The sequence below is a fragment of the Serratia sp. CY83965 genome (assembly GCF_052166375.1).
Taxonomy (GTDB): domain Bacteria; phylum Pseudomonadota; class Gammaproteobacteria; order Enterobacterales; family Enterobacteriaceae; genus Serratia; species Serratia marcescens.
The window spans coordinates 134,075-156,083 of record NZ_JBJNOV010000011.1; the positions used below are offsets into that span (position 1 = coordinate 134,075).

19 protein-coding genes and 2 pseudogenes are annotated in these 22,009 nt (G+C 56.1%); 17 read left to right on the forward strand and 4 right to left on the reverse strand.

All coding sequences use genetic code 11. The features are described 5' to 3' along the window. Positions 1-90: 90 nt before the first annotated feature. From ACJ8PL_RS20395 to ACJ8PL_RS20440, 10 genes and pseudogenes are all read left to right on the forward strand, one after another. The gene (locus ACJ8PL_RS20395; RefSeq protein WP_217904332.1) at positions 91-2,622 is read left to right on the forward strand and encodes an outer membrane usher protein; all 2,532 of its coding nucleotides are present in this window, start codon (positions 91-93) and stop codon (positions 2,620-2,622) included. A 106-nt stretch (positions 2,623-2,728) separates the two neighbouring features. Then, positions 2,729-3,472 (forward strand): fimbria/pilus periplasmic chaperone, encoded by a 744-nt coding sequence (locus ACJ8PL_RS20400; RefSeq protein ID WP_276529439.1) that lies wholly within the window; start codon positions 2,729-2,731, stop codon positions 3,470-3,472. A gap of 27 nt (positions 3,473-3,499) precedes the next feature. After that, a complete protein-coding gene (locus ACJ8PL_RS20405; RefSeq protein WP_411292231.1) occupies positions 3,500-4,150 on the forward strand; it encodes a fimbrial protein in 651 nt (216 codons plus the stop codon). 10 nt (positions 4,151-4,160) lie between these two features. Further along, positions 4,161-4,676 carry a fimbrial protein gene (locus ACJ8PL_RS20410; protein ID WP_255201736.1) on the forward strand — a complete coding sequence of 172 codons (516 nt, stop codon included), beginning with the start codon at positions 4,161-4,163 and terminating at the stop codon, positions 4,674-4,676. Next, the gene (locus tag ACJ8PL_RS20415) at positions 4,673-5,158 is read left to right on the forward strand and encodes a fimbrial protein (RefSeq protein ID WP_176326447.1); all 486 of its coding nucleotides are present in this window, start codon (positions 4,673-4,675) and stop codon (positions 5,156-5,158) included. Before ACJ8PL_RS20410 ends, ACJ8PL_RS20415 begins: the two co-directional genes overlap by 4 nt. Next, positions 5,155-5,688 (forward strand): fimbrial protein, encoded by a 534-nt coding sequence (locus tag ACJ8PL_RS20420; RefSeq protein ID WP_176326446.1) that lies wholly within the window; start codon positions 5,155-5,157, stop codon positions 5,686-5,688. Before ACJ8PL_RS20415 ends, ACJ8PL_RS20420 begins: the two co-directional genes overlap by 4 nt. A gap of 7 nt (positions 5,689-5,695) precedes the next feature. Beyond that, positions 5,696-6,643: a reverse transcriptase domain-containing protein gene (locus ACJ8PL_RS20425; RefSeq protein ID WP_255201735.1), complete on the forward strand. Its 948-nt coding sequence runs from the start codon at positions 5,696-5,698 to the stop codon at positions 6,641-6,643. Positions 6,644-7,697: 1,054 nt separating this feature from the next. Then, positions 7,698-8,783 (forward strand): annotated as a pseudogene (locus ACJ8PL_RS20430) (DDE-type integrase/transposase/recombinase). A 91-nt stretch (positions 8,784-8,874) separates the two neighbouring features. Further along, positions 8,875-9,986 (forward strand): IS3 family transposase gene (locus ACJ8PL_RS20435; RefSeq protein ID WP_442531349.1). Its coding sequence is split into 2 segments (ribosomal slippage): positions 8,875-9,136 and positions 9,136-9,986, totalling 1,113 coding nucleotides; the frame shifts between segments, so codons are not numbered across the junction. A 575-nt stretch (positions 9,987-10,561) separates the two neighbouring features. Beyond that, positions 10,562-10,786, forward strand: a pseudogene (locus ACJ8PL_RS20440) (hydroxyacid dehydrogenase); the annotation flags it as partial. Between the two features lie 45 nt (positions 10,787-10,831). On the opposite strand, the gene ACJ8PL_RS20445 reads toward ACJ8PL_RS20440, so the two are convergent. Both ACJ8PL_RS20445 and ACJ8PL_RS20450 read right to left on the reverse strand, forming a co-directional pair. Continuing rightward, on the reverse strand, positions 10,832-11,569 hold the full coding sequence (locus tag ACJ8PL_RS20445) for a DUF6216 family protein (protein ID WP_442531350.1): 738 nt from the start codon (positions 11,567-11,569) through the stop codon (positions 10,832-10,834). Positions 11,570-11,815: 246 nt separating this feature from the next. Further along, on the reverse strand, positions 11,816-12,718 hold the full coding sequence (locus ACJ8PL_RS20450) for a LysR family transcriptional regulator (RefSeq protein ID WP_031299766.1): 903 nt from the start codon (positions 12,716-12,718) through the stop codon (positions 11,816-11,818). 140 nt (positions 12,719-12,858) lie between these two features. Between ACJ8PL_RS20450 and ACJ8PL_RS20455 the strand changes: the two genes are divergently transcribed. From ACJ8PL_RS20455 to ACJ8PL_RS20480, 6 genes are all read left to right on the forward strand, one after another. Further along, entirely contained in the window at positions 12,859-14,394 is a 1,536-nt protein-coding gene (locus ACJ8PL_RS20455) for an MFS transporter (RefSeq protein WP_016929546.1), read from the forward strand. A 41-nt stretch (positions 14,395-14,435) separates the two neighbouring features. Then, positions 14,436-15,479, forward strand: coding sequence for an HlyD family secretion protein (locus ACJ8PL_RS20460; protein WP_016929545.1), 1,044 nt, complete (start codon positions 14,436-14,438; stop codon positions 15,477-15,479). After that, on the forward strand, positions 15,476-16,921 hold the full coding sequence (locus ACJ8PL_RS20465; RefSeq protein ID WP_079452280.1) for an efflux transporter outer membrane subunit: 1,446 nt from the start codon (positions 15,476-15,478) through the stop codon (positions 16,919-16,921). Before ACJ8PL_RS20460 ends, ACJ8PL_RS20465 begins: the two co-directional genes overlap by 4 nt. Continuing rightward, positions 16,902-17,675 carry a siderophore-interacting protein gene (locus ACJ8PL_RS20470; RefSeq protein ID WP_079452281.1) on the forward strand — a complete coding sequence of 258 codons (774 nt, stop codon included), beginning with the start codon at positions 16,902-16,904 and terminating at the stop codon, positions 17,673-17,675. The genes ACJ8PL_RS20465 and ACJ8PL_RS20470 overlap by 20 nt, the downstream gene beginning before the upstream one ends. Before the next feature lie 21 nt (positions 17,676-17,696). Further along, the gene (locus ACJ8PL_RS20475; RefSeq protein WP_015376224.1) at positions 17,697-18,140 is read left to right on the forward strand and encodes a universal stress protein; all 444 of its coding nucleotides are present in this window, start codon (positions 17,697-17,699) and stop codon (positions 18,138-18,140) included. Positions 18,141-18,211: 71 nt separating this feature from the next. Next, complete coding sequence (locus ACJ8PL_RS20480; protein ID WP_079452282.1) at positions 18,212-18,724, forward strand: Mpo1 family 2-hydroxy fatty acid dioxygenase; 513 nt, start codon at positions 18,212-18,214, stop codon at positions 18,722-18,724. A 64-nt stretch (positions 18,725-18,788) separates the two neighbouring features. Here ACJ8PL_RS20480 and ACJ8PL_RS20485 read toward each other — a convergent pair whose 3' ends face one another. Beyond that, positions 18,789-18,959, reverse strand: coding sequence for a hypothetical protein (locus ACJ8PL_RS20485; protein ID WP_162837995.1), 171 nt, complete (start codon positions 18,957-18,959; stop codon positions 18,789-18,791). A gap of 385 nt (positions 18,960-19,344) precedes the next feature. Continuing rightward, the gene (locus ACJ8PL_RS20490) at positions 19,345-20,445 is read right to left on the reverse strand and encodes an alkene reductase (protein WP_016929541.1); all 1,101 of its coding nucleotides are present in this window, start codon (positions 20,443-20,445) and stop codon (positions 19,345-19,347) included. 380 nt (positions 20,446-20,825) lie between these two features. Here ACJ8PL_RS20490 and ACJ8PL_RS20495 point away from each other — a divergent pair, with 380 nt between their 5' ends. Next, positions 20,826-21,992: an MFS transporter gene (locus ACJ8PL_RS20495; RefSeq protein ID WP_016929540.1), complete on the forward strand. Its 1,167-nt coding sequence runs from the start codon at positions 20,826-20,828 to the stop codon at positions 21,990-21,992. The last annotated feature ends 17 nt before the right edge of the window (positions 21,993-22,009 follow it).

Genomic DNA, 22,009 nt, shown 5'->3' on the forward strand with positions numbered 1-22,009 from the left:
TGCCTTTTACTTATTTCCTTTTCGTGGAAATAAAGAGGGTTTGCATTGATAGCCTTGGCGTAAAAATAAGAATAAAAGGGATTGATAAGCATGATGATGCCGAGCTGGACTTTATTGCCCTTCCGCCCGCGTGCTGTGGGTATTTATATTGCCTGCGCATTGGGTTTGTTTGGGTATTACGCCAGTGCGGAAGAGGTGCAGTTCAATACTGACGTTCTGGATGTTAAAGATCGCGATAATATTGACCTGGGCCAGTTCTCGCGTGGCGGTTATATCATGCCGGGCGATTACATGATGCTAGTGCGTGTTAATAAGCAGGAGTTGCCTGAGCAAAGTGTTATTTTTTACCCGGCGGAACAGGACGCGAACGATAGCGCTGCATGTATCAGCACGGCAATGGTGGAACAATTTGGCTTAAAACCAGACATGAAAGAAAAGCTGACCTGGTGGCATCAGGGCGAGTGCTTATCGTTGGAGAGCCTGCCGGGCACCGCGGTGCGCGGCGATTTAGGTACCGCCAGCCTGACCCTGAGCGTGCCGCAGGCCTACCTGGAATATGCCGCCGATAACTGGGATCCGCCGTCGCGTTGGGATGAGGGCGTGCCGGGCTTGCTGTTGGATTATTACCTCAACGCGCAGACCCAGCGGCAACAGCAACGCGGGCAGCAGGGGTATAACCTCAGCGGCAACGGTACGCTGGGCGCAAACCTCGGGGCATGGCGGTTACGGGCGGACTGGCAGACACGGCTGGATCATCAAACCGGCAGCGGTGAGGGCACACGCCAAAATTGGGACTGGAGCCGTTATTACGCCTATCGCGCAATACCGCATTTGGGGGCAAAGCTGTCGGTTGGTGAGAACTACCTGTATTCCGACATCTTCGATAGCTTCCGCTTTACCGGTGCCAGCCTGATCAGCGACGACAGCATGTTGCCGCCGAACCTGCGCGGCTATGCGCCGGAGGTCACCGGGGTGGCGCGCACCAACGCCAAGGTGGTGATCAGCCAGCAGGGGCGGGTGCTGTATGAAACCCAGGTCGCATCCGGTCCGTTCCGTATTCAGGACATCAACGATGCGGTTTCGGGGCAGTTGGATGTGCGGGTGGAAGAACAGGACGGCAGCGTGCAGGAATTCCGTATCGATACCGCCAGCATCCCGTATCTGACCCGACCGGGGACGGTGCGCTACAAAGTGGCCAGCGGCCGCCCTTCGGACTGGAAGCACAGTACCAACGGCCCGCTGTTTGCGACCGGTGAATTTTCCTGGGGAGTCAGCAACGGCTGGTCGCTGTACGGTGGCGGTGTAGCGGGCGGTGATTACAACGCACTGGCGGTCGGTATCGGGCGGGATCTGATGATGTTCGGCGCACTGTCGTTCGACGTGACTCAGTCGCGGGCACGCTTGCCACAACTGGAGGACGGCACCCTGACCGGCGGCTCCTACCGGCTGAGCTACTCGAAAAACTTCGACGAGTACGACAGCCAGGTCACCTTCGCCGGTTACCGCTTCTCGGAACGGAACTATATGTCGATGAGCGAATATCTGGATGCGCGTACCTACGGCACGCGTAACCAGAACAGTAAAGAGATGTACACCATCAGCTTCAGCCAGCACTTCCGCGATCTTGGGTTAAGTGCCTACCTGAACTACAACCATCAGACTTACTGGAACAGTACGGCGAACGATCGTTACACCCTGACGCTGTCGCGCAATTTTGATGTTGGCCAGTTCAGGAACCTGAGTCTGTCGCTGACGGGGTACCGCAATAAGTATAACGGCGTCAACGATGACGGCATGTATCTCTCGCTGTCGATGCCGTGGGGCGGCAGTGGGTCGCTCAGTTACAGCGGCAGTTTCGACCGCAACGACAACACCCACCAGGTGGGGTATTACGATCGGCTGGACAACGGCGACAGCTATCAGTTGAGCAGCGGCATCACCCGCAACGGCGCAACGGCGAGCGGTTATTACACCCATCAGGGCGATATAGCGCAGGTTAACGCCAACGCCAGCTATCAGGAAGGGCGCTATTCATCCGCTGGCCTGTCGCTGGAAGGGGGCGCCACCGCCACCCTGAAAGGCGCGGCGCTGCACAGATCGGGGATGATTGGCGGTACCCGCATGATGCTGGACACCGGCGGCGTTGCGGATATTCCGATCGGCGGTTATGGCGTGGTGACGCGTACCAACCGCTTCGGCAAGGCGGTGGTGACGGATGTCGGTAGTTATTACCGCAATCGGGTCAGCATCGATGTAAACAAGTTGCCAGAGAATGCCGAAGCGACACGATCAGTGGTGCAGGCCACCCTGACCGAAGGGGCGATTGGTTACCGCCGATTTGAAGTGATCGCCGGTGAGAAAGCGATGGCGGTGATCCGCCTAGCGGACGGCTCCACGCCGCCGTTTGGTGCCACGGTGCAAAACCACAAAAAGCAGGATGTGGGCATCGTTAACGACGACGGCAATGTGTACCTGAGCGGCATTAACCCGAACGAGGAAATGACCGTGCGATGGGATGGGCGGGCGCAGTGCGCGCTGACATTACCGGCGCAAATACCGCCAGGCGATGTGGCCAAGCTGTTGTTGCCGTGCCGCCTGTTGCCGGAGGCGGCGGCGGAATAACGACGGAAACGAAAACCTATTTAGCCACAGAGACAGGCCGGGGCTGCTTTTCTACCACTGGCCATTTTATTGAATTTAAAGAAGTGAGTAATTAACGATGAACCTAATGAAACAATCCTTTTTTCCGCTGATGAGCGGTCTGCTAGCCGGTGTGTTGGGCCTGCAGCAGGCTCAGGCGGCGATAGCGCTGGATCGCACCCGCGTGGTGTTCAACGGCAGCGAGAAATCGACCAGCCTGAGCGTTAGCAACGAGAACAAACAACTGCCTTACCTGGCGCAAGGTTGGGTGGAAGACGCCCAGGGCAATAAAATAACCACTCCGTTGACGGTACTGCCACCATTGCAGCGCCTGGAGCCGGGGGCAAAAAGCCAGATGAAGGTACAGGCTTTACCGGCTGCCAACCTGTTGGCGCAAGATCGTGAGACGCTGTTCTACTTCAACCTGCGCGAGATCCCGCCAAAGAGCGAAAAACCCAACACACTGCAACTGGCACTGCAAACGCGGATCAAACTGTTTTATCGGCCAAAAGCGCTAATCAGTGCCGAAAGCGCGGCACCCTGGCAGGAACAGCTGACGCTAACCAAATTTGGCGACAAATTTCAGGTGAACAACCCAACGCCGTATTACGTCACCATTGTGGATGCCAGCAGCAAACCAGGGGCGGTGGGGGCTAAGGGCTTTGAACCGCTGATGGTGGCGCCAAAAAGCAAAGAGACGTTGAATCTGGGGGCGTCTGCGCTGGGCAATGCGCCGGTACTGACCTACGTCAATGATTACGGCGGCCGCCCACAGTTGCAGTTCAGCTGTAGCGGGGCCGAGTGCAAGGCTAAACCAGTCAAGCCAAGCTGATAAGCGGGCGTAAAGAGGGAACTGAACATGCAACAGAGAAAACAGAGGAGCGGCTTCCTGTCTTGCCCTGAACGGCAATACCTGTTGGCCCGAGTGGCTGCGGTGATGATGGTGCCGGTGGTGATCGGCAGCATGCTGGCGCTGATGCCCGCGGCCAGCGCGGCAGATAACGGGAACGTTGACGGTGCCAATGGGGTGTTGCATGTGCGTGGTGCCTTGACCGAAAGCGCCTGTCGCCTGGAAATGGCCTCGGCTTATCAGGATGTGTGGCTGGGGGAAACTGGTACCGCCCGGTTGGCGCAGGTAGGAGCGCAGGGTACGCCGGTGGCGGTGCAGTTGCGTTTGCGGGATTGTTTACGCAGCCCGGCAAACAGTCGCGATCAGCGCAGCGGCAACCTGCTGTGGAACCTGAATCAACCTGCGGTTTCCGTTAGCTTCGTTGCACCGGCGGATACGGATAATCCGCAATTGATCGGGGTGCGTGGGGCTTCCGGCATCGGGTTACGGATGCTTGATGCACAGGGACGGGACATTCGTCTGGGGAGCCGTGGGGCGCCGCTGGTGCTGGCGGCGGGGCAAGATAGCCTGACCTATAGCCTGATGCCGGAACGGACGCGGGCTCCGTTGCGGGCAGGTGCTTATTTGGCCCATATCGACTTCAGGCTTAACTATGATTAGGGCGAAAGAGATGGCTGCTGAACGCGTATATCGATTGCCGCTGGTTATGGCATGCTTGGCGCTTGCGAGCTGGTGGGCAACCGCACCGGTGCTGGCAAAAACCGCTACGGCGACGGTAACCGTCAAGATTACGGTAGTGGAGCCGCCGTGCGACATCAACAACAACAACTTGATTGAAGTGAATTTCGGTAATGACGTGATGACCACCCGCGTTGACGGCGAATATAAAAAAATGCCGATCGTCTATGCGGTGCAGTGCCAGGGAGGCGCGGCCGGCGCTGCACGGATGCGTATTGAAGGTAACGGCGCCACGTTTGATTCCGAGGTATTAAAGACCAATAGAACAGATTTAGGCATCGAGCTGCTCAACGTTAATAGCGGCAAGCGGCTGCCAATTAATAGATGGTTGAACTTCAATTATCCCGCATTACCCGTGCTTGAGGCTGTGCCGGTAAAACGGGTTGGCGCCAAACTCAGCGGCGGAGTTTTTTCCGCCGGTGCGACGATGATGGTGGAATATCGATGAAACTTTATTCAGGTGTTGCCTTGTTGTTCGCCTGCTGCACACTGAGCAGAGCGGGAATGGCGGCGGAGAACATGACGTTTTTCGGCACCCTGGTCGAACCCCCTGCCTGCACGATTAATAACGGCGGACTGGTGGACGTCGATTTCGGCAATCGCGTGGGGATAAAAAAGGTCGATGGGGTGAATTATTTGCAGCCAATGAACTACCAGGTCAATTGTGATCCCAACGCGCAGGCTTGGGCAATAACGCTGGAAATCGTTGGCGTCTCGGCGGATTACGATCGGGCGGCGGTGGTGACTGGTGTCAAGGATCTGGCCATTCAGATTAAACAGAACGGTGTCCCGTTTGAGCTTAATAAGCCGATACCCATCCAACTGACGAACCTGCCCCACTTGGAGGCTGTGCCGGTAAAACGCCAGGGCGCGACGCTAAAAGAAGGGCCATTTGAGGCTACGGCTACCCTAAAGGCGGTTTACCAATGAACGGGTATCCGCGGTTTCTCAATACGGCGCTGATTGCCGGGCTATTGGCGCTGAGCTGTGCCGCACTGGCCGACAATGTACGTTTGCATGGCGCATTGGTGGCAGAGCCCTGTGTGATCGCGCCAGGGGACGAAAATGTGAGGCTCGATTTTGGCACGGTGATCGACAAATACTTGTACGCCAATGAACGTACCCACGGGCAGGCGTTCGATATTCGCTTGGGGGAGTGCGATTTGAGCCTGGGGAAAACGGTCAAGGTGACCTTCAGCGGAACGGAAAACCAGAGTCTTAAGGGGTTGCTGGCGATTGAGGGGGGCAGCCAGGCGTCTGGCATCGCGATCGGTATGGAAACGCAGGGCGGCCAACCTCTCCCGCTGAACAAGGCCGGTGAGGGATACCGGCTGGTTGCTGGCAATAATACCCTGACGGTGCTGGCCTATGTGCAGGGTGAGCCGGAGGCTATCGCTCGCCGCACCATAGAGCACGGCCCGTTCAGCGCGATTGCCACCTTCCGCTTGGAATATGAATAAGGCGGATATGGACTGGCTCGAGGCCTATCGCTGGGTGAAGAGTCGACGGCGACATGCGCCGCCCAATGCGGATATTTGGCATTTGCGTTTCCACTGGGCCGAGCGTAGAGCCGCCATTTATCGGCGAGTGCGCAACGGCGATTACCGTTTGCTGCCGATGCAGCTTTACCGCTATCGCGATCGCAGTTGGGTGCAATGGAGCGCGCAAGATGCGCTGGTGCTGAAATGGGTCTGCTTGCGGGTGGAAAATGACCTGCCCACCCATGAACGCTGCGTTCACCTCAAAGGGCGTGGTGGGGGTAAACTGTCGGTCGAGAATGTATGGCGTGAACTCACCTGCGGTGATTACGCCTTTGTTTATCGAACGGATATCCGCGGTTATTACCGGCATATCCGCAAGGCGCAAGTACTGAGCCTGGTGCAGCAGCATATTGATGATCCGGTGCTTATCGATCTGATTGAGCAGTATTTGTATTACAGCGTCGAGGACGGGGGCGAGATTTTTACCCCGCGGTACGGCATTTGTCGCGGTTGTGCGCTTAGCCCGCTGATCGGCGCCAGTCTATTGCATCATGTCGACAGTTATTTTTCCGCGCAGGAAGGAACCTTTTATTCGCGCTATATGGATGATTTTTTGCTGTTTACCCGTACACGCTGGCACCTGAAGCGCTGCGTGAAACGCCTGCACGGATTTTTTAATTTGGGTGGATTTGAAACCCACCCCGACAAAACTCGACTGGGGAGAATTGAACATGGTTTTGACTGGCTGGGCGTGTGGTTTACCCCTGAGGGCACCACCATCGCGCCGCGCGCGTTAGAAAATTACCGTACTCAACGCCTGCGGCTTTACGAGCAGGCCCGGGGGCGGGGACTGTCAGTGGCAGAATCCGACGCACGGGTGCAGGCGTATGAAAAACGCTGGAACATATGGGCAGATGGAATGCTCCGACGATGAATGATTGCTCTCAAAACGATAGCTGGCAAAGGCAGGGACTACTGTGAGAAAAATACTAGACATCAGGGTCGTGGTGGTGATGTCGGCCATCGCGGCGTTCGACGCTACATGTGAGGGTGTGGTGGAAGGTGGTTACGAGGTACCACCTCTTCCATACGTGACCGTATACCCTGGGGGGCCGACAGTATCAGGGTCTGTTAACGGTTTACCGGGGAGCTGCGGGGTGATGGGCCAGGTATGGGATAAGCCAGGGGCTGGTAGACGGTCTGCATTATATCGTAAGGACTTCGGCGAATCGGATTTATCCGGGAAAAGTTATTGCATGGGGGTGCAGATAGCCGGGAAGGGTGTAGGGGACCCACGGGAAACTGCCGAGCTCGTGTTCGAACGTATGAAGGCGGGTATGAGGGTGCCGCACTCGCAAGCAGGGACTCCTGGTAGTTATGTTGACGTTAACGAATCTCTTTGTTTATATGCTGCTGTCGTCGGTATAACTACATGGCCTCAGATGCAGAGGTTTCATTTTAGAAAGCATGGATTCACCCTCCCTGGATGGCCTGATCATTGTACATTGCGTGCCGTGCCCAAACCCGTTTTATGCTCGATCGTAGGGCGTGGTGAAATCGTCCACCAGACTGCCTCTGTTGGTACGGTCTATCGTCGGAATAAGGTTTCTCTTGGGGTGGAATGTGATGGTACTGCGTCTGTGGTCCTGGATGTACCCCGCAACCCCGCGGTACTTCGAACCGAGAATAAACAAATCGAATCCGGTATTTATTTAAATCGAGATGGAGTTTATTCCGCGACGGTTACCGCGGCTCCCCATGGATCTGTGGACGTAATAAGTGTAGTGGACACAGATGTTAGATTTGCAGGGACGTATAACGGATCGGTAGTGGTGACTGCCACGTGGGATTAGCTAGACAGCTTAGTGGGTTCTGAATTGGGAATGTGGGTAACGGTAGATCTGGTGAAATGAAGTGATGACAGTCCCCCCCGAAAAACCGGTATGTGCATAGGAAGAATGTCTCGTGGACTGGACCGTCGAATGTTTATGAAAAAGTCACGTTTTACAGACAGATAGAACTCGGTCATCCAGAAGCAAGACGAATCGGAATGCCTGTGGCTGAACTGTGCCGCGAGCATGGAATGAACAATGCCAGTTCTATGGGAGGCGTTCACCGTTTGGCGGGATGGATGCCTCCATGATCGCCCGCCCTGGAGGAGCTGGAACACGAAAACCGTTGTCTCAAACTGATGTATGCCGAAGAGCGGCTTAAATCGGGTATTATTATGGGGGCCATGGCAAAAACGTGGTGCAGCCCTCCCAGTGAAAGCAGCTGGTACTTGGACCGAGGTCCGAAGCCGACGCATCAACATACATTTTGCCTGCCTGTTGGTTCTGACAGAAAAAGCTGCTATCGCTACCAACCTGAGTTGAATGAAGAACATGTCGTTATTGCCGATTTGATGATTCGTATCACTGACAGGCAGCACAACTGGGGGTTTGGTCTGTGTTTTTTGTATCCTCGTAACGTGAAAAGCTTTAAGTTCAACCACAAAACAGTGTACCGGATTTACTGCGAGTTATCGCTGAACATGCGAATAAACCCCAAAAAACTGCTGAAAAGGGATAAGCCTTAACCGCTTGCCGTACCTGAATGCAGCAATGAATACTGGTCGATGGACTTCCTACGCGAGCGGTGAGCGGCTGGACTTTCAGTCCGTCTGCTGAATGTCATTTCCGGCTATCCCGTGACGCGCTGACCATTGAGGTCGATTTTTCTAGCCCGCCATTCGGGTTGTCAGAGTACTGGAACAACTCATTGAATGGAAAGGAAAACCCAAAGCAATCCGCTGTGATACCGGTCCAGAATATACCAGTAATACCTTGATATTATGGATAATTATGTAGGAGTCAGGACTGATTTCGTTCAGCCGGGTAATCCGCGGAGAAATGCTTATTTTGATCGTTACAAACGGACTGTGTGTTATGACTGGCTGGGGCCGCATCTGTTTACATCACAGGATGAATTACAAAACTAAGCCACCGGGTGGCAAGGTTTTTTATAATCACGAACGACCCAATATGGCGTTGAATGGTTACACACCGATGAAGCATCTTCAGCGAATGGCCTGATTCTACTTATTATGTAAGCATCCCGGTAAAACGGACCATTCACTTTTAGAGATCTTCCGACATACTGATTATGTCCCCTGAGGAGATCGTCATGCGTAAAGCCCGATTCACCGAGCACCAGATCATTACCGTTCTGAAGTCTGTCGAAGCCGGAGGTACCGTTAAGGATGTTTGCCGCGAAGCGGGAATATCCGAAGCTTCCTATTACAACTGGAAAGCAAAGTATGGCGGGATGGAAGCTTCTGATATCAAAAAGATGAAGGATCTGGAGGACGAAAACCGGCAGCTCAAACAGATGTTTGCTGATCTCAGCCTTGAATGTCTGGCCCTGAAAGACGTTATCGAAAAAAAGCTTTAAAGCGAGCGATAAAGCGGGAGCTCGTCAGTTATCTGGCGGCACAGTTTGCCATGAGTATCCGCCAGGCATGCAGGACATTATCGCTGAGCAGGACGGTGTATTTTTATCAGCCCGATACCCGGCGTGATGAACCGGTGATCCGGGCTTTGACTGAACTGGCAGAACGCTATCCACGATACGGTTTTAAAAAGCTGTTCCAACTACTGCGCAGACAGGGCAACACCTGGAACCATAAACGTGTTCACCGGATTTATTGCCTGCTGAAACTGAATTTTCGTCGCAAAGGAAAGCAACGTCTGCCAGTGCGTAATCCGGCCTCGCTGGCCACAACGGGATCGCTGAACCAGAGCTGGTCCATTGATTTTATGCACGATGCGCTGGTCTGCGGCAGGCGCTTCCGGACCTTCAACGTGGTAGATGATTTTAACCGTGAAGCACTGGCGATAGAAATCGACCTGAATATCCCTGCTCAGCGAGTCGTCCGGGTGCTGGACAGGATCGTGGCAAACCGTGGTTACCCACTGAAGATGCGGATGGACAACGGGCCCGAACTGGTCTCACTGGCGCTGGCCCAATGGGCCGAAGAACATGGTGTGCAGCTCGAATTTATCAAGCCGGGTAAGCCTACACAAAATGCTTTTATCGAACGGTTCAACCGGACATACCGAACAGAAATCCTGGATTTTTATCTGTTCAGAACACTGAATGAAGCGCGGGAAATTACAGAGCGCTGGCTGAAGGAATATAACAACGAGCGGCCTCATGAATCCCTGAACAACCTGACGCCGGCAGAGTACCGGCTGATGGCTGAAACACCGGATATCTCAAAAAGTGCATGGAACTAAAGCCGGGATGCTTACAGTTCACTCCTGACTGTTGGTTCAAATGCGACACTTACGTTAAACCCATTAGGTAAAGCGCCGAACACGAATATCCTTAATTTAGAGTAACACTCTTGTAGGAGTTCGAAGTGGTAGTGTACGCACTGAAGTGACTGGTTTTAGCCGAGTTTTTGATAAGTAATCACCGGTGAATGTATTGATTTTTTTGTTAAAAATTGAAAGGTGTGATCCCTGTGACCTGTTTTGTCATTAATCTTTTTTGATCAGTACCTGTTTGTTTGATTCGATTGAAAATTGACCATTTAAAATATGGTGGTATAAGGATTTGTATAATACAGAAATTAACTTTTATAAATGCCTTTTATATCAATGTGATGGGTTTTAACTATCCCTCCTGTGATCTTCCGCCAAATTACTGTTTCCCTCACTTTCTTAAATTCAACAAAATCCTATCCAAGCGAGTCAGGTTGCAGACATTTTTTGGAAAATAACTGTTGTTCGAGTAATGAGCTTTGATGTGGTTCTCTGGCATACTGAGCGAATTACAGCGTTGTCAGTCAGATTAAAGCGGAGGAGACATGGCAAACAAGCACTTAACCCAATCACCGGTAGGTGAGTTTGTTATGTTTGCCAGCGATGATGGCGAAGTGCGCGTTGAATGTCGATTTGAGCAAGAAACGCGAGCGACCATCGCGTTTCTTTATCAAGTGACTCCCCAGGCGATTACGCAACATATCAAAGCGATCTGCGAAGAAGCTGAACTTGAACAAAACGCAACCTGTAAGTCTTACTTACAGGTTCAATAGAAGGGGAAACGCCAGATAAGTCGCAATATTTAAGCTAAGCGGTTATGTGATATAGTAATATGCTCTTTCTTGTTGTTTGATGATGTAGTTCCTTACTTTTCTCTTAAGGGAAAGAGTAAGGAAAATACTGATTATTAACCAGAAAAGAATGATTTCTATGATGGTCAATATTGGGTATATAATTATCTTGTCTTTTTTTACTTCATCTATGTATTTATTTAGTTCAACTTGGTTTTTCTCATCATTAAATATTTCGCAAATCAATGATGACAACTCTGGAGAGATGTTTTTTATTCTTTTTAGTTGATTGTTATTTCCAAGGCATTGTTTTTTGTCAATAGACCAAGGGTGACGGGAAAACAAAGATGATTCCTTGGCGGAATGGTTGGTGATAAAGAAGCTTTCATTTGTTGTTTTTAACGTTAAAAGAGTCCACCCATTTTGAATGCGTAATGTTTGTATGTGCATGTGAAACACAAATAAAAGCCCAATGGTCACTGAAAAAATAATAAAACCAGACAGTATTTTATCAATGAGTGTGTTCTGGGGTGTTTTTTTTAGAGGAATAGATATGGAGAACAATCTAATTGTCCAGTTGGGGATACCTGCTTTACTCAAGTATTCAGATTCGCCGTTTAATGGTTTGTTTAAATATTTAAGTGTTATCATTCCTGTTGCGAATATACTTGCTAATACTCCAAGGATGCTTGAAAATATTTCAATGGTTGACTTGAAACTTTCGTCAGTAAATAATTCAGTGATAGATAGTGCGTTACTCATGTTGTTTCCTCATTGTGACTGTTACGCTTTGTTGATTTTTTATTATTCTTATAATTTTTTCAAGTTGTGAACAGCTATCTAGTCTATGATAAGTACATGGTGTTATTGATATGAAACTCATTGAGTTGGGAAATGATTAGTGGTTAATATACGAAATGTCTTCCTATATTTAGCTAAGCGGCTATTTTAGTAACAGCATAATATATCTGAAATACGATTTGCTATAAGCCCCCACACCTAACCCCCTCACTCCCGCTGCAAAAAGAACTGCTTGATGGTCTGCCGCAGCCAGCGGTGCGCCGGATCGCGATCCAGGCGCGGGTGCCAGGCCTGCACGATAAACACCGACTCCAGCTCGAGCGGCAGCTCGATCTCCGCCAACGGCAGGTGGATGTTGCTCACCCCTTGCAGCACGTGGCGCGGCAGCGGCAGGATAAAGTCCGATTTCATGGTCAGCATCATCGCCGAATGGAAGCCCGGCAGGGTCAGGGCGACGTTGCGCTGCAGGCCGAGATCGCGCAGCGCGTCGTCGATCGGCCCCTGCGTGCGCCCGCGGCGGGAGACGCTGATATGCGGGTAATGGGTCAGGGTTTCGGGCGTTACCCGGCCGATGATTGGGTGCCCAGGGCGCACCAGCGCCTGAAAGGTGCTGGTGAACAGGCTCTGCGTCTTGATTTCCGGATGCCAGTCGCGTGAGGAACCGATCACCAGATCCACCTTGCCGCTGCGCAGCGCGTCATCCTCGCCGTCGCTTTCAGCGATAAACTTCAGGCCGCTTAACGGCGCCATGTCCCGCAGCGTCTCCAGCAAGCCGCCCGCCAGCGCGCCGATAAAAATGTCGTTGGCGCGAATGGTGAAGGTTCGGGTCAGCTTGCCGGGTTCGAACGCATCATTCGGTGCGATCAGCGCGGCGGCCTGCTCGATGATCTCGCCGAGCTGGCGTTTCAACTCCAGCGCGCGCGGCGTCGGCACCAGATGCTTGCCGGCCCTGACCATGATCGGATCGTCGAACTGCCGGCGGATGCGCCCCAGAATGCGGCTCATCGCCGGCGCGCTCAGATTCATCTTTTCGGCGGCGCCGCTCACGCTCCCTTCTTCCAGCAGCAGATTCAGCGCATAGATCAGGTTGAAATCAATTTTTTGCGGCATGGACTCTCCGGTGGTGGCGCGTTCAATGGATTGCGTTTTGTGCAACTAGTTAATTACATCATTTCATTTTAAACAATCGAAATAAGTCCGGATACTGCCCACGACAACAAAGATTGAGGCTGAAACAGCAGGAGTGGGGAATGGTTGAGGTGTCTGTTACGCCGCACCACAAAAATCGATGGCTCGCCAGCGCCGGTGAAATCAACGGCCGTACCTGGCTGGGGTTGTTCGGCGTGTTTTTGGCGGTGATGGCCAGCGGCGTGGGGGAAAACGCCAGCAAGTTTGCGCTGGCGGATATACAGGGTGGCATGCTGCTGAGCTTCGATGCCGGCAGCTGGCTGACCACATGCTACGTCACCGGCTTTGTGATCGGTTCCGGGTTCACGCCCTGTTTTTGGCCGACCTTTTCGCTGCGCCGGGTGGCGTTGACGATGTGCGGCATTTACCTGGCCGGTGGGCTGTTGACGCCCTGGTTGGGAGATCAGTATGGCGTGCTGCTGGCGGTGCGCAGCCTGCAGGGCTTCGCCGGCGGCGCGTTGCCGCCGATGCTGATGACGGTGGTGCTGCGTTTTATGCCGCCGCTGATCAAGGTGCTGGGGTTGGGTGCCTACGGCTGGGTCTCGGCCTGGAGCGCTACGTTGGGCGCTACCGCCGCCGCCTTCGCCTTTCACTGGGGCTGGAGCGGGTATTTCTACTGGAACCTGCCGCTGATGGCGATCGCCGCCGTGTGCATCGGTTACGGCCTGCCGCAGGATCCGCTGCGGCTGGAGCGCCTGCGGCAGTTCAATTGGCGCGGCCTGTTGCTCGGCGGCATGGCGCTCGGCATGTTGACGGTGGGCATTTCACAGGGGGAGCGCCTCGACTGGCTGAACTCGCCGCTGATCTACGTTTTATTATTGGGCGGCGGCGGATTATTGGCGTTATTTCTGATTAACGAATGGTATCACCCGCTGCCTTTTTTTAATTTGCAGCTATTAAGCAAAAGGAATTTGTCTTTCTCCTTAATTACGCTGGGTGGCGTGCTGTTAATTATGGTGTCGCTGGTTAATATCACGTCGGGATATTTAGCCGCGATTCAGGGTTATCGTCAGGAACAAACCTCCGACTTAATGCTGTGGGTCGCATTGCCGCAATTAATTACGCTGCCGATCGTCGCCATAATTTGCAATACGCCGCGGGTGGATTGCCGCTGGGTGCTGGCGATCAGCCTGCTGTTGATGGCCACCGCCTGCGTGCTGGCGGCTCAGCTGACGCCGGAATGGAACGGCGATACGTTTCGCGTTATCGCGCTGTTGCAGGCGGTCGCGCAACCGATGGCGATCATCCCTCTGCTGATGCAGGCGACCGGCGGACTGTTGCCGACCGACGGGCCGTTTGCGGCGGCCTGGTTCAACGCGGTGAAGGGTTTCGCCGCCACCGCGGCCGGCGGCGCCATCGCGCTGCTCAGCCGACAGCGCGGGGACTATCACGCCGGCACGATTGCCGACGGCTTCGGCTCGGCCTACAGCCGCGCATCGGGATCGGCGGAGCAGCTGGCGCAGCTTGCCGCCCGGCAGGGCCACGTGCTGGCCAGCGCCGATCTTTATTTGTTGGTTGCCGGCCTGGCGTTATTACTGACCGCGCTGATTTTAGTTATGCCGACCCGTATTTATCCGCCGCGTTCGGTCGCCGCCTGACATTTTATCATCAGAAATAAATATTAAGTGGAGTCACTTTTATGGCTAACAAGAAAGTCGCCGTCGCCGTATTGGCGGTTGCCGTCATTACGCTGGGGTTAATAATGAATAAGTTCTTTATTAAAGAGACACAGCAGAATACCAATGATGCCTATATTCGCGCCGATATCTCGCGTATTTCTCCGCAGATTGCCGGTGAAATTGCGCAGGTGTTGGTCAGAGACAACCAGTGGGTCAAACAGGGGGAATTGCTGGCGGTGATCGACCCGCGTGAATTCAACGTCGCGCTGGCGCAGGCGACGGCGCAGGAGCAATCCGCCCGCGCCCGGCAGGACGACGCCAGGGCCAACCTCACCCGGCAGAGCGCGCTGATCGCCGCCGCGCTGGCGGAGCGACAGGCGGCGCAGGCGGAGCTGGCGTTTGCGCGCCAGGAGCAGAACCGCTACCAGAGAATGGCCAGCAGCGGCGCGGGGTCGCAGCAGGCGGCGCAGCAGGCGACAACGCGGGTGCACACGCTTTCCGCCAATGTGGCGCAGGCGGAGGCGACGCTCAAAGCGGCGCGAAACATGGAGCAGGTGCTGCAAGCCAAGCTGGCGGACAGCGACGCCGAGCTGATGCTGGCGCAGGCGAAGAAAGCGATGGCCGAACTGAATCTGTCTTACACCCGCATCACCGCGCCGATCGGCGGCGTGATCGGCAAGAAAAGCCTGCGGGTCGGAGAGTTCGTCAAACCGGGCGATGCGCTGCTGGCCATCGTACCGCAGGACAAGCTGTACATCATCGCCAACTACCAGGAAACCCAGCTGGAAAACATTGCGCACGGGCAGTCGGTAGACATCCATATCGATACCTTTCCCGGCCAAACGCTGAAAGGGCAGGTGGACAGCATCGCGCCGGCTTCCGGCGTCAGCTTCGCGGCCGTGGCGCCGGAAAACGCCACCGGCAACTTCACCAAGATCGTGCAGCGCATCCCGGTGAAAATTGTATTTGATATCAACAAAGAGCACGCCGCTTTGTTGAGCGCCCTGCGCGTCGGCATGTCTGCGGACGTCAGCATCAATACGCTGGACGGGGGCCTGCAATGAACAGAGCCGTGATCCCGCTGCTGTTGATGGCGCTGAGCGGCTGCCGGGCGGTGGGGCCGGACTACGCTCGGCCGCAGAACGCGCTGCCCGAGAGCTGGGGTGAGCAGGCCGGCGGCGGGGCGCTGCCGGTGGCCTGGTGGTCGATATTCAACGATGCGTCGCTGTCGCAACTGGTGCAGCGCGCGGCGGCCGGCAACCTGGATCTGCAGCTCGCCACGGCGCGCATGCAGCAAAGCCGCGCCTTGCTGGGCGTGACAGAGGCGGCGCTGATGCCGGATCTGAGCATGGACGGCGCCTATCAGCGCCAGCGCGCCACCTCGGTGGGCAGCATGGATCCGTCCGGCAACGGCGGAGAGGCGGATTATAACCTCTGGCGCGGCGGATTCAGCGCCACCTGGGAGCTGGACATGTGGGGCAAGCTGCGTCGCGCATCGGAAAGCGTGCGCGCCGGCTTCGCCGCTTCGCAGGAGAATCGGCGCGCGCTGCTGACGTCGGTGACGGCGGAGCTGGCGAGCGACTATCTGCGTCTGCGCGCCACGCAGCAGCAGCTGGCGGTGGCGCAGGAAAACCGCGCCACGGCGCTGCGCACGCTACAGCTGACGCAAAGCCGTTATCAAAGCGGCGCGGGCAACGAACTGGATATCGATCAGGCGCAGGTGCAGTTGGCGCAGGTGGATGCCCTGCTGCCGACGCTGTTCGATAGGCAGGAACGCTTGATCAACGCCATCAGCCTGCTGTTGGGCGAGCGGCCTGGCGCGCTGAAAGCGATGTTGTCGCCGACGGGGCCGCTGCCGACGCTGGCGCGCGCGGTGCCGATGGGGGTGCCGTCGGATCTGGCGCTGCGCAGGCCGGATATTCGTGAAGCGGCGGCGCGTTTGCATCAGGCGACCGCCGAGATCGGCGTCGCCACCGCCGACTACTATCCGCGCATCACGCTGACCGGCAACGCGGGTTATCAGGCGCTGGCGCTGGCGGATATGGGCAGTTGGTCCACGCATACCTTCGCCATCGGCCCCGCCCTGTATCTGCCGCTGTTCGACGGGGGGAAAATCACCCAGCGGGTGCGCCTGAGCGAATACCGGCAGCAGGAAATGGCCATCGCCTACCAGCAAACGGTGCTGCGCGCCTGGCACGAGATCGACGACGCGCTTTCCGGCTATCGCGCCCAGCAGCGCCGCCAGACACACCTGGCCGAGGCGCTGGCCGCCAACCGGCACGCGTTTGCGCTGGCGCGCGACAGCTATCTGAACGGCGCCAGCGATTTTATCCACGTTCTGAGCACGCAGCGTGCGCTGCTGGATCTGCAGTCCGCGCAAATTGTTTCAGAGGAGGAGACGGCGATCGCCGTGGTGAATATCTATCGAGCGCTGGGCGGTGGCTGGGAACACACCTACCCGTCTGCGGCGCCACAGGAGAAGGCTGATGCACAACACGCTGAATAAGATTGTCGACGAGATGCTGGAAAGGGACACCCGCCGCAAACGGGAGGCCCGGGTGAGCGCCGTGCGGCAAGTCACCACTCGGATCCGCCGCATCACGTTGAGCGGCGATGATGTGGATAAGTTTATCGCCGATCCGCGCGCGCAGGAGCCGGCCAGTTGGGTCAAGGTGTTCTTCCCGTGGCGCGACACGCTGGCCGGGCGGGCCTACACCCTGAGCGGCATCGACAAACTCGCCCGCACCTTCGATATCGATATGGTACTGCACGGCGAAGGCCCGGCGTCGAACTGGGCGCGCGACGCGATGCCGGGCGACAAGCTGGGGTTCGCCGGCCCTTGCTCCGGCGGCTTTCGGCTGTTGCCGCAAACTCGCTGGCTGCTGTTGCTGGGTGATGAGACCGCGCTGCCCGCCATGCGCACCATTCTCGCCTCGCTCTCCGATCCGTTGCCGGTGCTGTGGTTCGCCGAAGTGGGCGATGCGCAGGAGATCCAGGACGTCGATTGCTCCTTTTTGCAGGTGAACAGCTGGCAAATCCGCACCCGACATTTCGACAGCGTGATGAACAGCCCGCTGGTGCAGGCCGTCAGCCATTGCGAGCTGCCGGCCGGCGAAGGGCAGGTGTGGCTGGCCTGCGAACACCAGGTCGCCGCCTATCTGAAGGCGCGTTTTATCAACGAAATGAGCATCTCCCGCGCCGCCTTGTTTGCCAAAGGTTATTGGAAAAAGGGCGAAGCCAATTTCAAGGGCGCGATTTAACTCGGGCGAATGAGGATGGTTATGATTGAGAGAGTGCTATTGGCGGTGGATTGCTTTGAACACAGCGGCAACGCCTTGGAATTTATGGCGCGCCTGCAAGGCAGCATCGGCGGCGTGATCGTGCTGACGGTGGTGGACAATGCCTTCACGCTCAGCCGCAGCGGCCTGCGTTTCGACAGCGATGAGCGCGAGGAGTATCCCGCCGCCCAACGGGAAGAGGCGCTGGCGGAAAAGCAGGTCGGGCAGGTGACGCGGGCGCTGAAACAGCAGGGCTTCAATGCCCAGGGCTTGCTGGCCGCGGGGTCGCCCATCGAAGTGATCCCGGAACAGATGGCGCTGTTCAACTGCGATCTGTTGATCATCTCGCACCGCCACCTGTCTTCATTGGGGCGCTGGCTGAACGCTTCCGTCACGCGCGGCCTGCTGGATGAGATCGGTCAACCGGTATTGGTGATCCCGCGCTAAGCTATGGATAAGGGCAGCCGCATGCGGCTGCCCGCGTTCGGCGACGAAGGCCGCACATACCGGAGGTCAACATGCGAAGTCTGGAAGATCACCTTGCCGCTTATGCCGCCTATCACCGCGATGCGCGCAATATCGTCACGCACTTTATCGGCATCCCGCTGATCGTCGTCAGCCTGCTGACGCTGCTCTCCCGGCCGGCATGGGGCGCGGGATGGCTGCCGTTTTCGCCGGCCTGCGCGGCGGTTATCGTGTCGGCCCTCTATTACCTGCGGCTGAGCCTGCGTCTTGGCGTCATGATGTTGGCGTTGCTGCTGCTGTGCCTCGCGTTCGGCGCCTGGGTGGCGTCGTTGTCGACGGCGGCGTGGCTGAGGGTCGGCATCGGCGGCTTCGTCATCGGCTGGCTGTTTCAGTTTGTCGGGCATTTCTGGGAGGGACGAAAGCCGGCGTTTATGGACGACGTGACGGGCCTGATCATCGGCCCGTTGTTCGTGCTGGCGGAAGCCTGCTTCCTGGCCGGCGGGCTGCGCGCATTGCAGCGGAGCATCGAAATGCGCGCGGGCAAAGTGCGCAATGGGAGGGAATGAAATAAGGCATCATAGGATTTTTCTGCGAGGCCCCTTTTGAAAAAAGAGGCCTGAAGATGACGGATTATGCGTATTGGATCAATTTCCAGGTGACCCCTTTGCCGCCATAAGGCGGCATGATATTGCCTTTAGCGATTGGCGCTGTGGTTGAGGGTTTGCCAACCACTTCCCAGACGCCGCTTTCCGGGCATTTTTGCCCTGTCGTGGCTGTAGTGCCAATAGGTGATTTAGACATAAGATCTTTCCTTAATCAACGCAGCGCCACAATAGCGCTGTTCGGAAAGATATTTACACGTTCGCATATATATTCAACCCTGTTCGGGAAATACGGGTTATGTGTTTAAGTTTTGATTAAATATTGTGTTTTAAGTTTTCATTTTTCTTGGTTTCATTATTTTTATTTCAACTTATATTGTTTTTATATGTTTTGTTTTTTTGTATTCTAATAAAAAATTGCAATGAAAATGTTTAATTTATTATTTTATATCTAAGGTTTTCGATTTATTTTTTATTTATCGTGCGGACCCAGAAAATTTGGGTTATGTCGCTTATTCAGAAGAGCGTTGTTTACCAAGCCAGCGAAGCCCCCCGCACTTGCAGGCTCGGGGGGCTGAACATATTTACCCGATCGTCGGGTAATCGGTGTAGCCTTCCCGGCTGCCGCCGAAGAATTTCTCTTTGATGGGCGCATTCAGCGCCAGCCCGTGTTGCAGGCGGTGAGGCAGATCCGGGTTGGCGATGAACGGGCGGCCGAAGCCGATCAGATCCGCCCAGCCTTTGGCCAGCGCTTCTTCAGCGCGTTCACGCGTGTATTTGCCCGAGTAAATCAGCGTGCCGCGGAAGATCAGACGCAGCGACTCTTTGAACGCCGCCGGCATTACCGGGGCGTCATCCCAGTCCGCTTCGGCGATGTGAATATAAGCGGCACCGATATCGTTCAGCACGCTGGCCGCCGCCAGATAGGTGGCTTCAGGGGTATCGTCCTGCGAGCCCATCAGGGTGGTCAGCGGCGCCAGGCGCACGCCCAGTTTCTCTTTGCCGATGGCGTCCGCTACCGCCTGCGCCACTTCCCGCAGGAAACGCAGGCGGTTTTGCAGTGAACCGCCGTATTCGTCGTCGCGCTGGTTTTCCCGCGAGTCGATAAACTGATTGATCAGATAGCCATTCGCGCCGTGCAGCTCTACGCCGTCGAAACCGGCGGCGATGGCGTTGCGGGCCGCCTGAGCGTAGTCATTGACGATCGCCGGAATTTCTTCCCGGGTTAAGGCGCGCGGTGCGGAGTGTTGCACCATTTCACCCACGCCATGTTCCGGCCCGCGGCCTTCGACATCCACGAACACTTTGACCCCGTCGGCCTGGATGGCGGAGGAGGAGACCGGCGCGGCGTGGTCAGGCTGTAGAATGGTATGCGACACGCGGCCGACGTGCCAAAGCTGCGCGAAGATCTTGCCGCCGGCCTGATGTACGGCGTCGGTGACTTTTTTCCAACCGGCGATGTGTTCCGGGGTGTAAATGCCGGGCGTCCAGGCATAACCCTGGCCTTGCTGGCTAATCTGCGTGCCTTCGCTGACGATCAGCCCGGCGCTGGCGCGCTGGGCATAATATTCAGCCATCATGTCGGTGGCGACGTCGCCGGCGCCGGCCCGAGAGCGGGTCATGGGCGGCATGACGATGCGATTGTTCAGCGATAAACCGTTTAAAGAATACGAGTCAAAAAGCATGGCGCTTCCCTCTGTGTGTATGGGGCCGTAGGGCCTTGATGTTTTACTGAGGCCATTATATTTCGTCGTTTAATTCTAAAAACGCGCACAATAACAAAACACTTTTGCTCTGTGTTCAATAGTTGCGGTAGCCGCCGGCGGGCCGATATGGCGGCTTGCCGCAGGTGGCGAGAATGAACCCGATGTGCGCTCGGGCGACGGCGGCTATTGCCTGTCGGTGCGTGGTTAAGATAGAGTCGGCTGCTGTTTTCCCCCACGATTTTTAACAAAATCGCAAAAGTCTTTTAGCCTCCCGCCTGCTTATCTTTGGTGTGATCAATGTCATACTTTTGGCATCTTAACTTTCCCGCGCTTCGGCAGCGGTTAACCGGAGTTGTTGAATGAAAATTAACTTTCCCTTATTAGCCCTGGCGGTGGGGGCGTTCGGCATCGGCACGACCGAGTTTTCCCCGATGGGGTTGCTGCCGACCATCGCCAAAGGGGTGGACGTCTCCATCCCGATGGCCGGCATGTTGATCAGCGCCTACGCCGTCGGCGTGATGGTCGGCGCACCGCTGATGACGTTGCTGCTTTCTCACCGGGCACGCAGAAGCGCGCTGATCTTCCTGATGGCGATCTTTACCCTGGGTAACGTGCTGTCGGCCGTTGCGCCTGACTACACCACCCTGATGCTGTCGCGCATCATCACCAGCCTGAACCACGGCGCGTTCTTTGGCCTCGGCTCGGTGGTGGCCGCCAGCGTGGTGCCGAAGGAGAAACAGGCGAGCGCCGTGGCGACCATGTTTATGGGCCTGACCATCGCCAATATCGGCGGGGTGCCCGCCGCGACCTGGCTGGGTGAAACCATCGGCTGGCGCATGTCGTTTCTGGCGACGGCCGGGCTGGGCGTGATCGCCATGCTGGGGCTGTGGTTCTCGTTGCCGAAAGGCAGCGCCGGCGCGCGTCCGGATGTGAAACGCGAGCTGTCGGTATTGGTGCGCCCGCAGGTGCTGTCTGCCTTGCTGACGACCGTGCTGGGCGCGGGCGCGATGTTCACGCTCTATACCTATATCTCGCCGGTGTTGCAGCACATCACCGATGCGACACCGCTGTTCGTGACGTCCATGCTGGTGTTGATCGGCGTCGGTTTCTCCATCGGCAACTACCTCGGCGGCAAGTTAGCCGACCGCTCCGAAAGCGCGACGCTAAAAGGCTTCCTGTTGCTGCTGGTGGTCATTATGCTGGTGATCCCGTTCCTGGCGCGCAGTGAAATCGGCGCCGCGGTCAGCATGGTGATTTGGGGCGCGGCGACCTTTGCCGTGGTGCCGCCGCTGCAGATGCGCGTGATGCGCGTCGCCAGTGAAGCGCCGGGGCTGTCGTCTTCGGTCAATATCGGCGCCTTTAACCTGGGCAATGCGCTGGGCGCCGCCGCCGGTGGCGCGGTAGTCTCCGCCGGGCTGGGATACAGCTTCGTGCCGGTGATGGGGGCGATTATTGCCGGATTGGCGCTGCTGCTGGTGCTGTTCACCCACCGTCAGGCCGAAAAAGTGGCCTACGTCAACGGTTAAAAACGACAGCGTGCGGC

What these genes read in the sequence shown, in the direction of transcription:
- ACJ8PL_RS20395 (WP_217904332.1), top strand. Translation starts at nt 91, where the DNA reads ATGATGATGCCGAGCTGGACTTTATTGCCCTTCCGCCCGCGTGCTGTG.
- ACJ8PL_RS20400 (WP_276529439.1), top strand. Translation starts at nt 2,729, where the DNA reads ATGAAACAATCCTTTTTTCCGCTGATGAGCGGTCTGCTAGCCGGTGTG.
- ACJ8PL_RS20405 (WP_411292231.1), top strand. Translation starts at nt 3,500, where the DNA reads ATGCAACAGAGAAAACAGAGGAGCGGCTTCCTGTCTTGCCCTGAACGG.
- ACJ8PL_RS20410 (WP_255201736.1), top strand. Translation starts at nt 4,161, where the DNA reads ATGGCTGCTGAACGCGTATATCGATTGCCGCTGGTTATGGCATGCTTG.
- ACJ8PL_RS20415 (WP_176326447.1), top strand. Translation starts at nt 4,673, where the DNA reads ATGAAACTTTATTCAGGTGTTGCCTTGTTGTTCGCCTGCTGCACACTG.
- ACJ8PL_RS20420 (WP_176326446.1), top strand. Translation starts at nt 5,155, where the DNA reads ATGAACGGGTATCCGCGGTTTCTCAATACGGCGCTGATTGCCGGGCTA.
- ACJ8PL_RS20425 (WP_255201735.1), top strand. Translation starts at nt 5,696, where the DNA reads ATGGACTGGCTCGAGGCCTATCGCTGGGTGAAGAGTCGACGGCGACAT.
- ACJ8PL_RS20445 (WP_442531350.1), bottom strand. Translation starts at nt 11,569, where the DNA reads ATGAGTAACGCACTATCTATCACTGAATTATTTACTGACGAAAGTTTC.
- ACJ8PL_RS20450 (WP_031299766.1), bottom strand. Translation starts at nt 12,718, where the DNA reads ATGCCGCAAAAAATTGATTTCAACCTGATCTATGCGCTGAATCTGCTG.
- ACJ8PL_RS20455 (WP_016929546.1), top strand. Translation starts at nt 12,859, where the DNA reads ATGGTTGAGGTGTCTGTTACGCCGCACCACAAAAATCGATGGCTCGCC.
- ACJ8PL_RS20460 (WP_016929545.1), top strand. Translation starts at nt 14,436, where the DNA reads ATGGCTAACAAGAAAGTCGCCGTCGCCGTATTGGCGGTTGCCGTCATT.
- ACJ8PL_RS20465 (WP_079452280.1), top strand. Translation starts at nt 15,476, where the DNA reads ATGAACAGAGCCGTGATCCCGCTGCTGTTGATGGCGCTGAGCGGCTGC.
- ACJ8PL_RS20470 (WP_079452281.1), top strand. Translation starts at nt 16,902, where the DNA reads ATGCACAACACGCTGAATAAGATTGTCGACGAGATGCTGGAAAGGGAC.
- ACJ8PL_RS20475 (WP_015376224.1), top strand. Translation starts at nt 17,697, where the DNA reads ATGATTGAGAGAGTGCTATTGGCGGTGGATTGCTTTGAACACAGCGGC.
- ACJ8PL_RS20480 (WP_079452282.1), top strand. Translation starts at nt 18,212, where the DNA reads ATGCGAAGTCTGGAAGATCACCTTGCCGCTTATGCCGCCTATCACCGC.
- ACJ8PL_RS20485 (WP_162837995.1), bottom strand. Translation starts at nt 18,959, where the DNA reads ATGTCTAAATCACCTATTGGCACTACAGCCACGACAGGGCAAAAATGC.
- ACJ8PL_RS20490 (WP_016929541.1), bottom strand. Translation starts at nt 20,445, where the DNA reads ATGCTTTTTGACTCGTATTCTTTAAACGGTTTATCGCTGAACAATCGC.
- ACJ8PL_RS20495 (WP_016929540.1), top strand. Translation starts at nt 20,826, where the DNA reads ATGAAAATTAACTTTCCCTTATTAGCCCTGGCGGTGGGGGCGTTCGGC.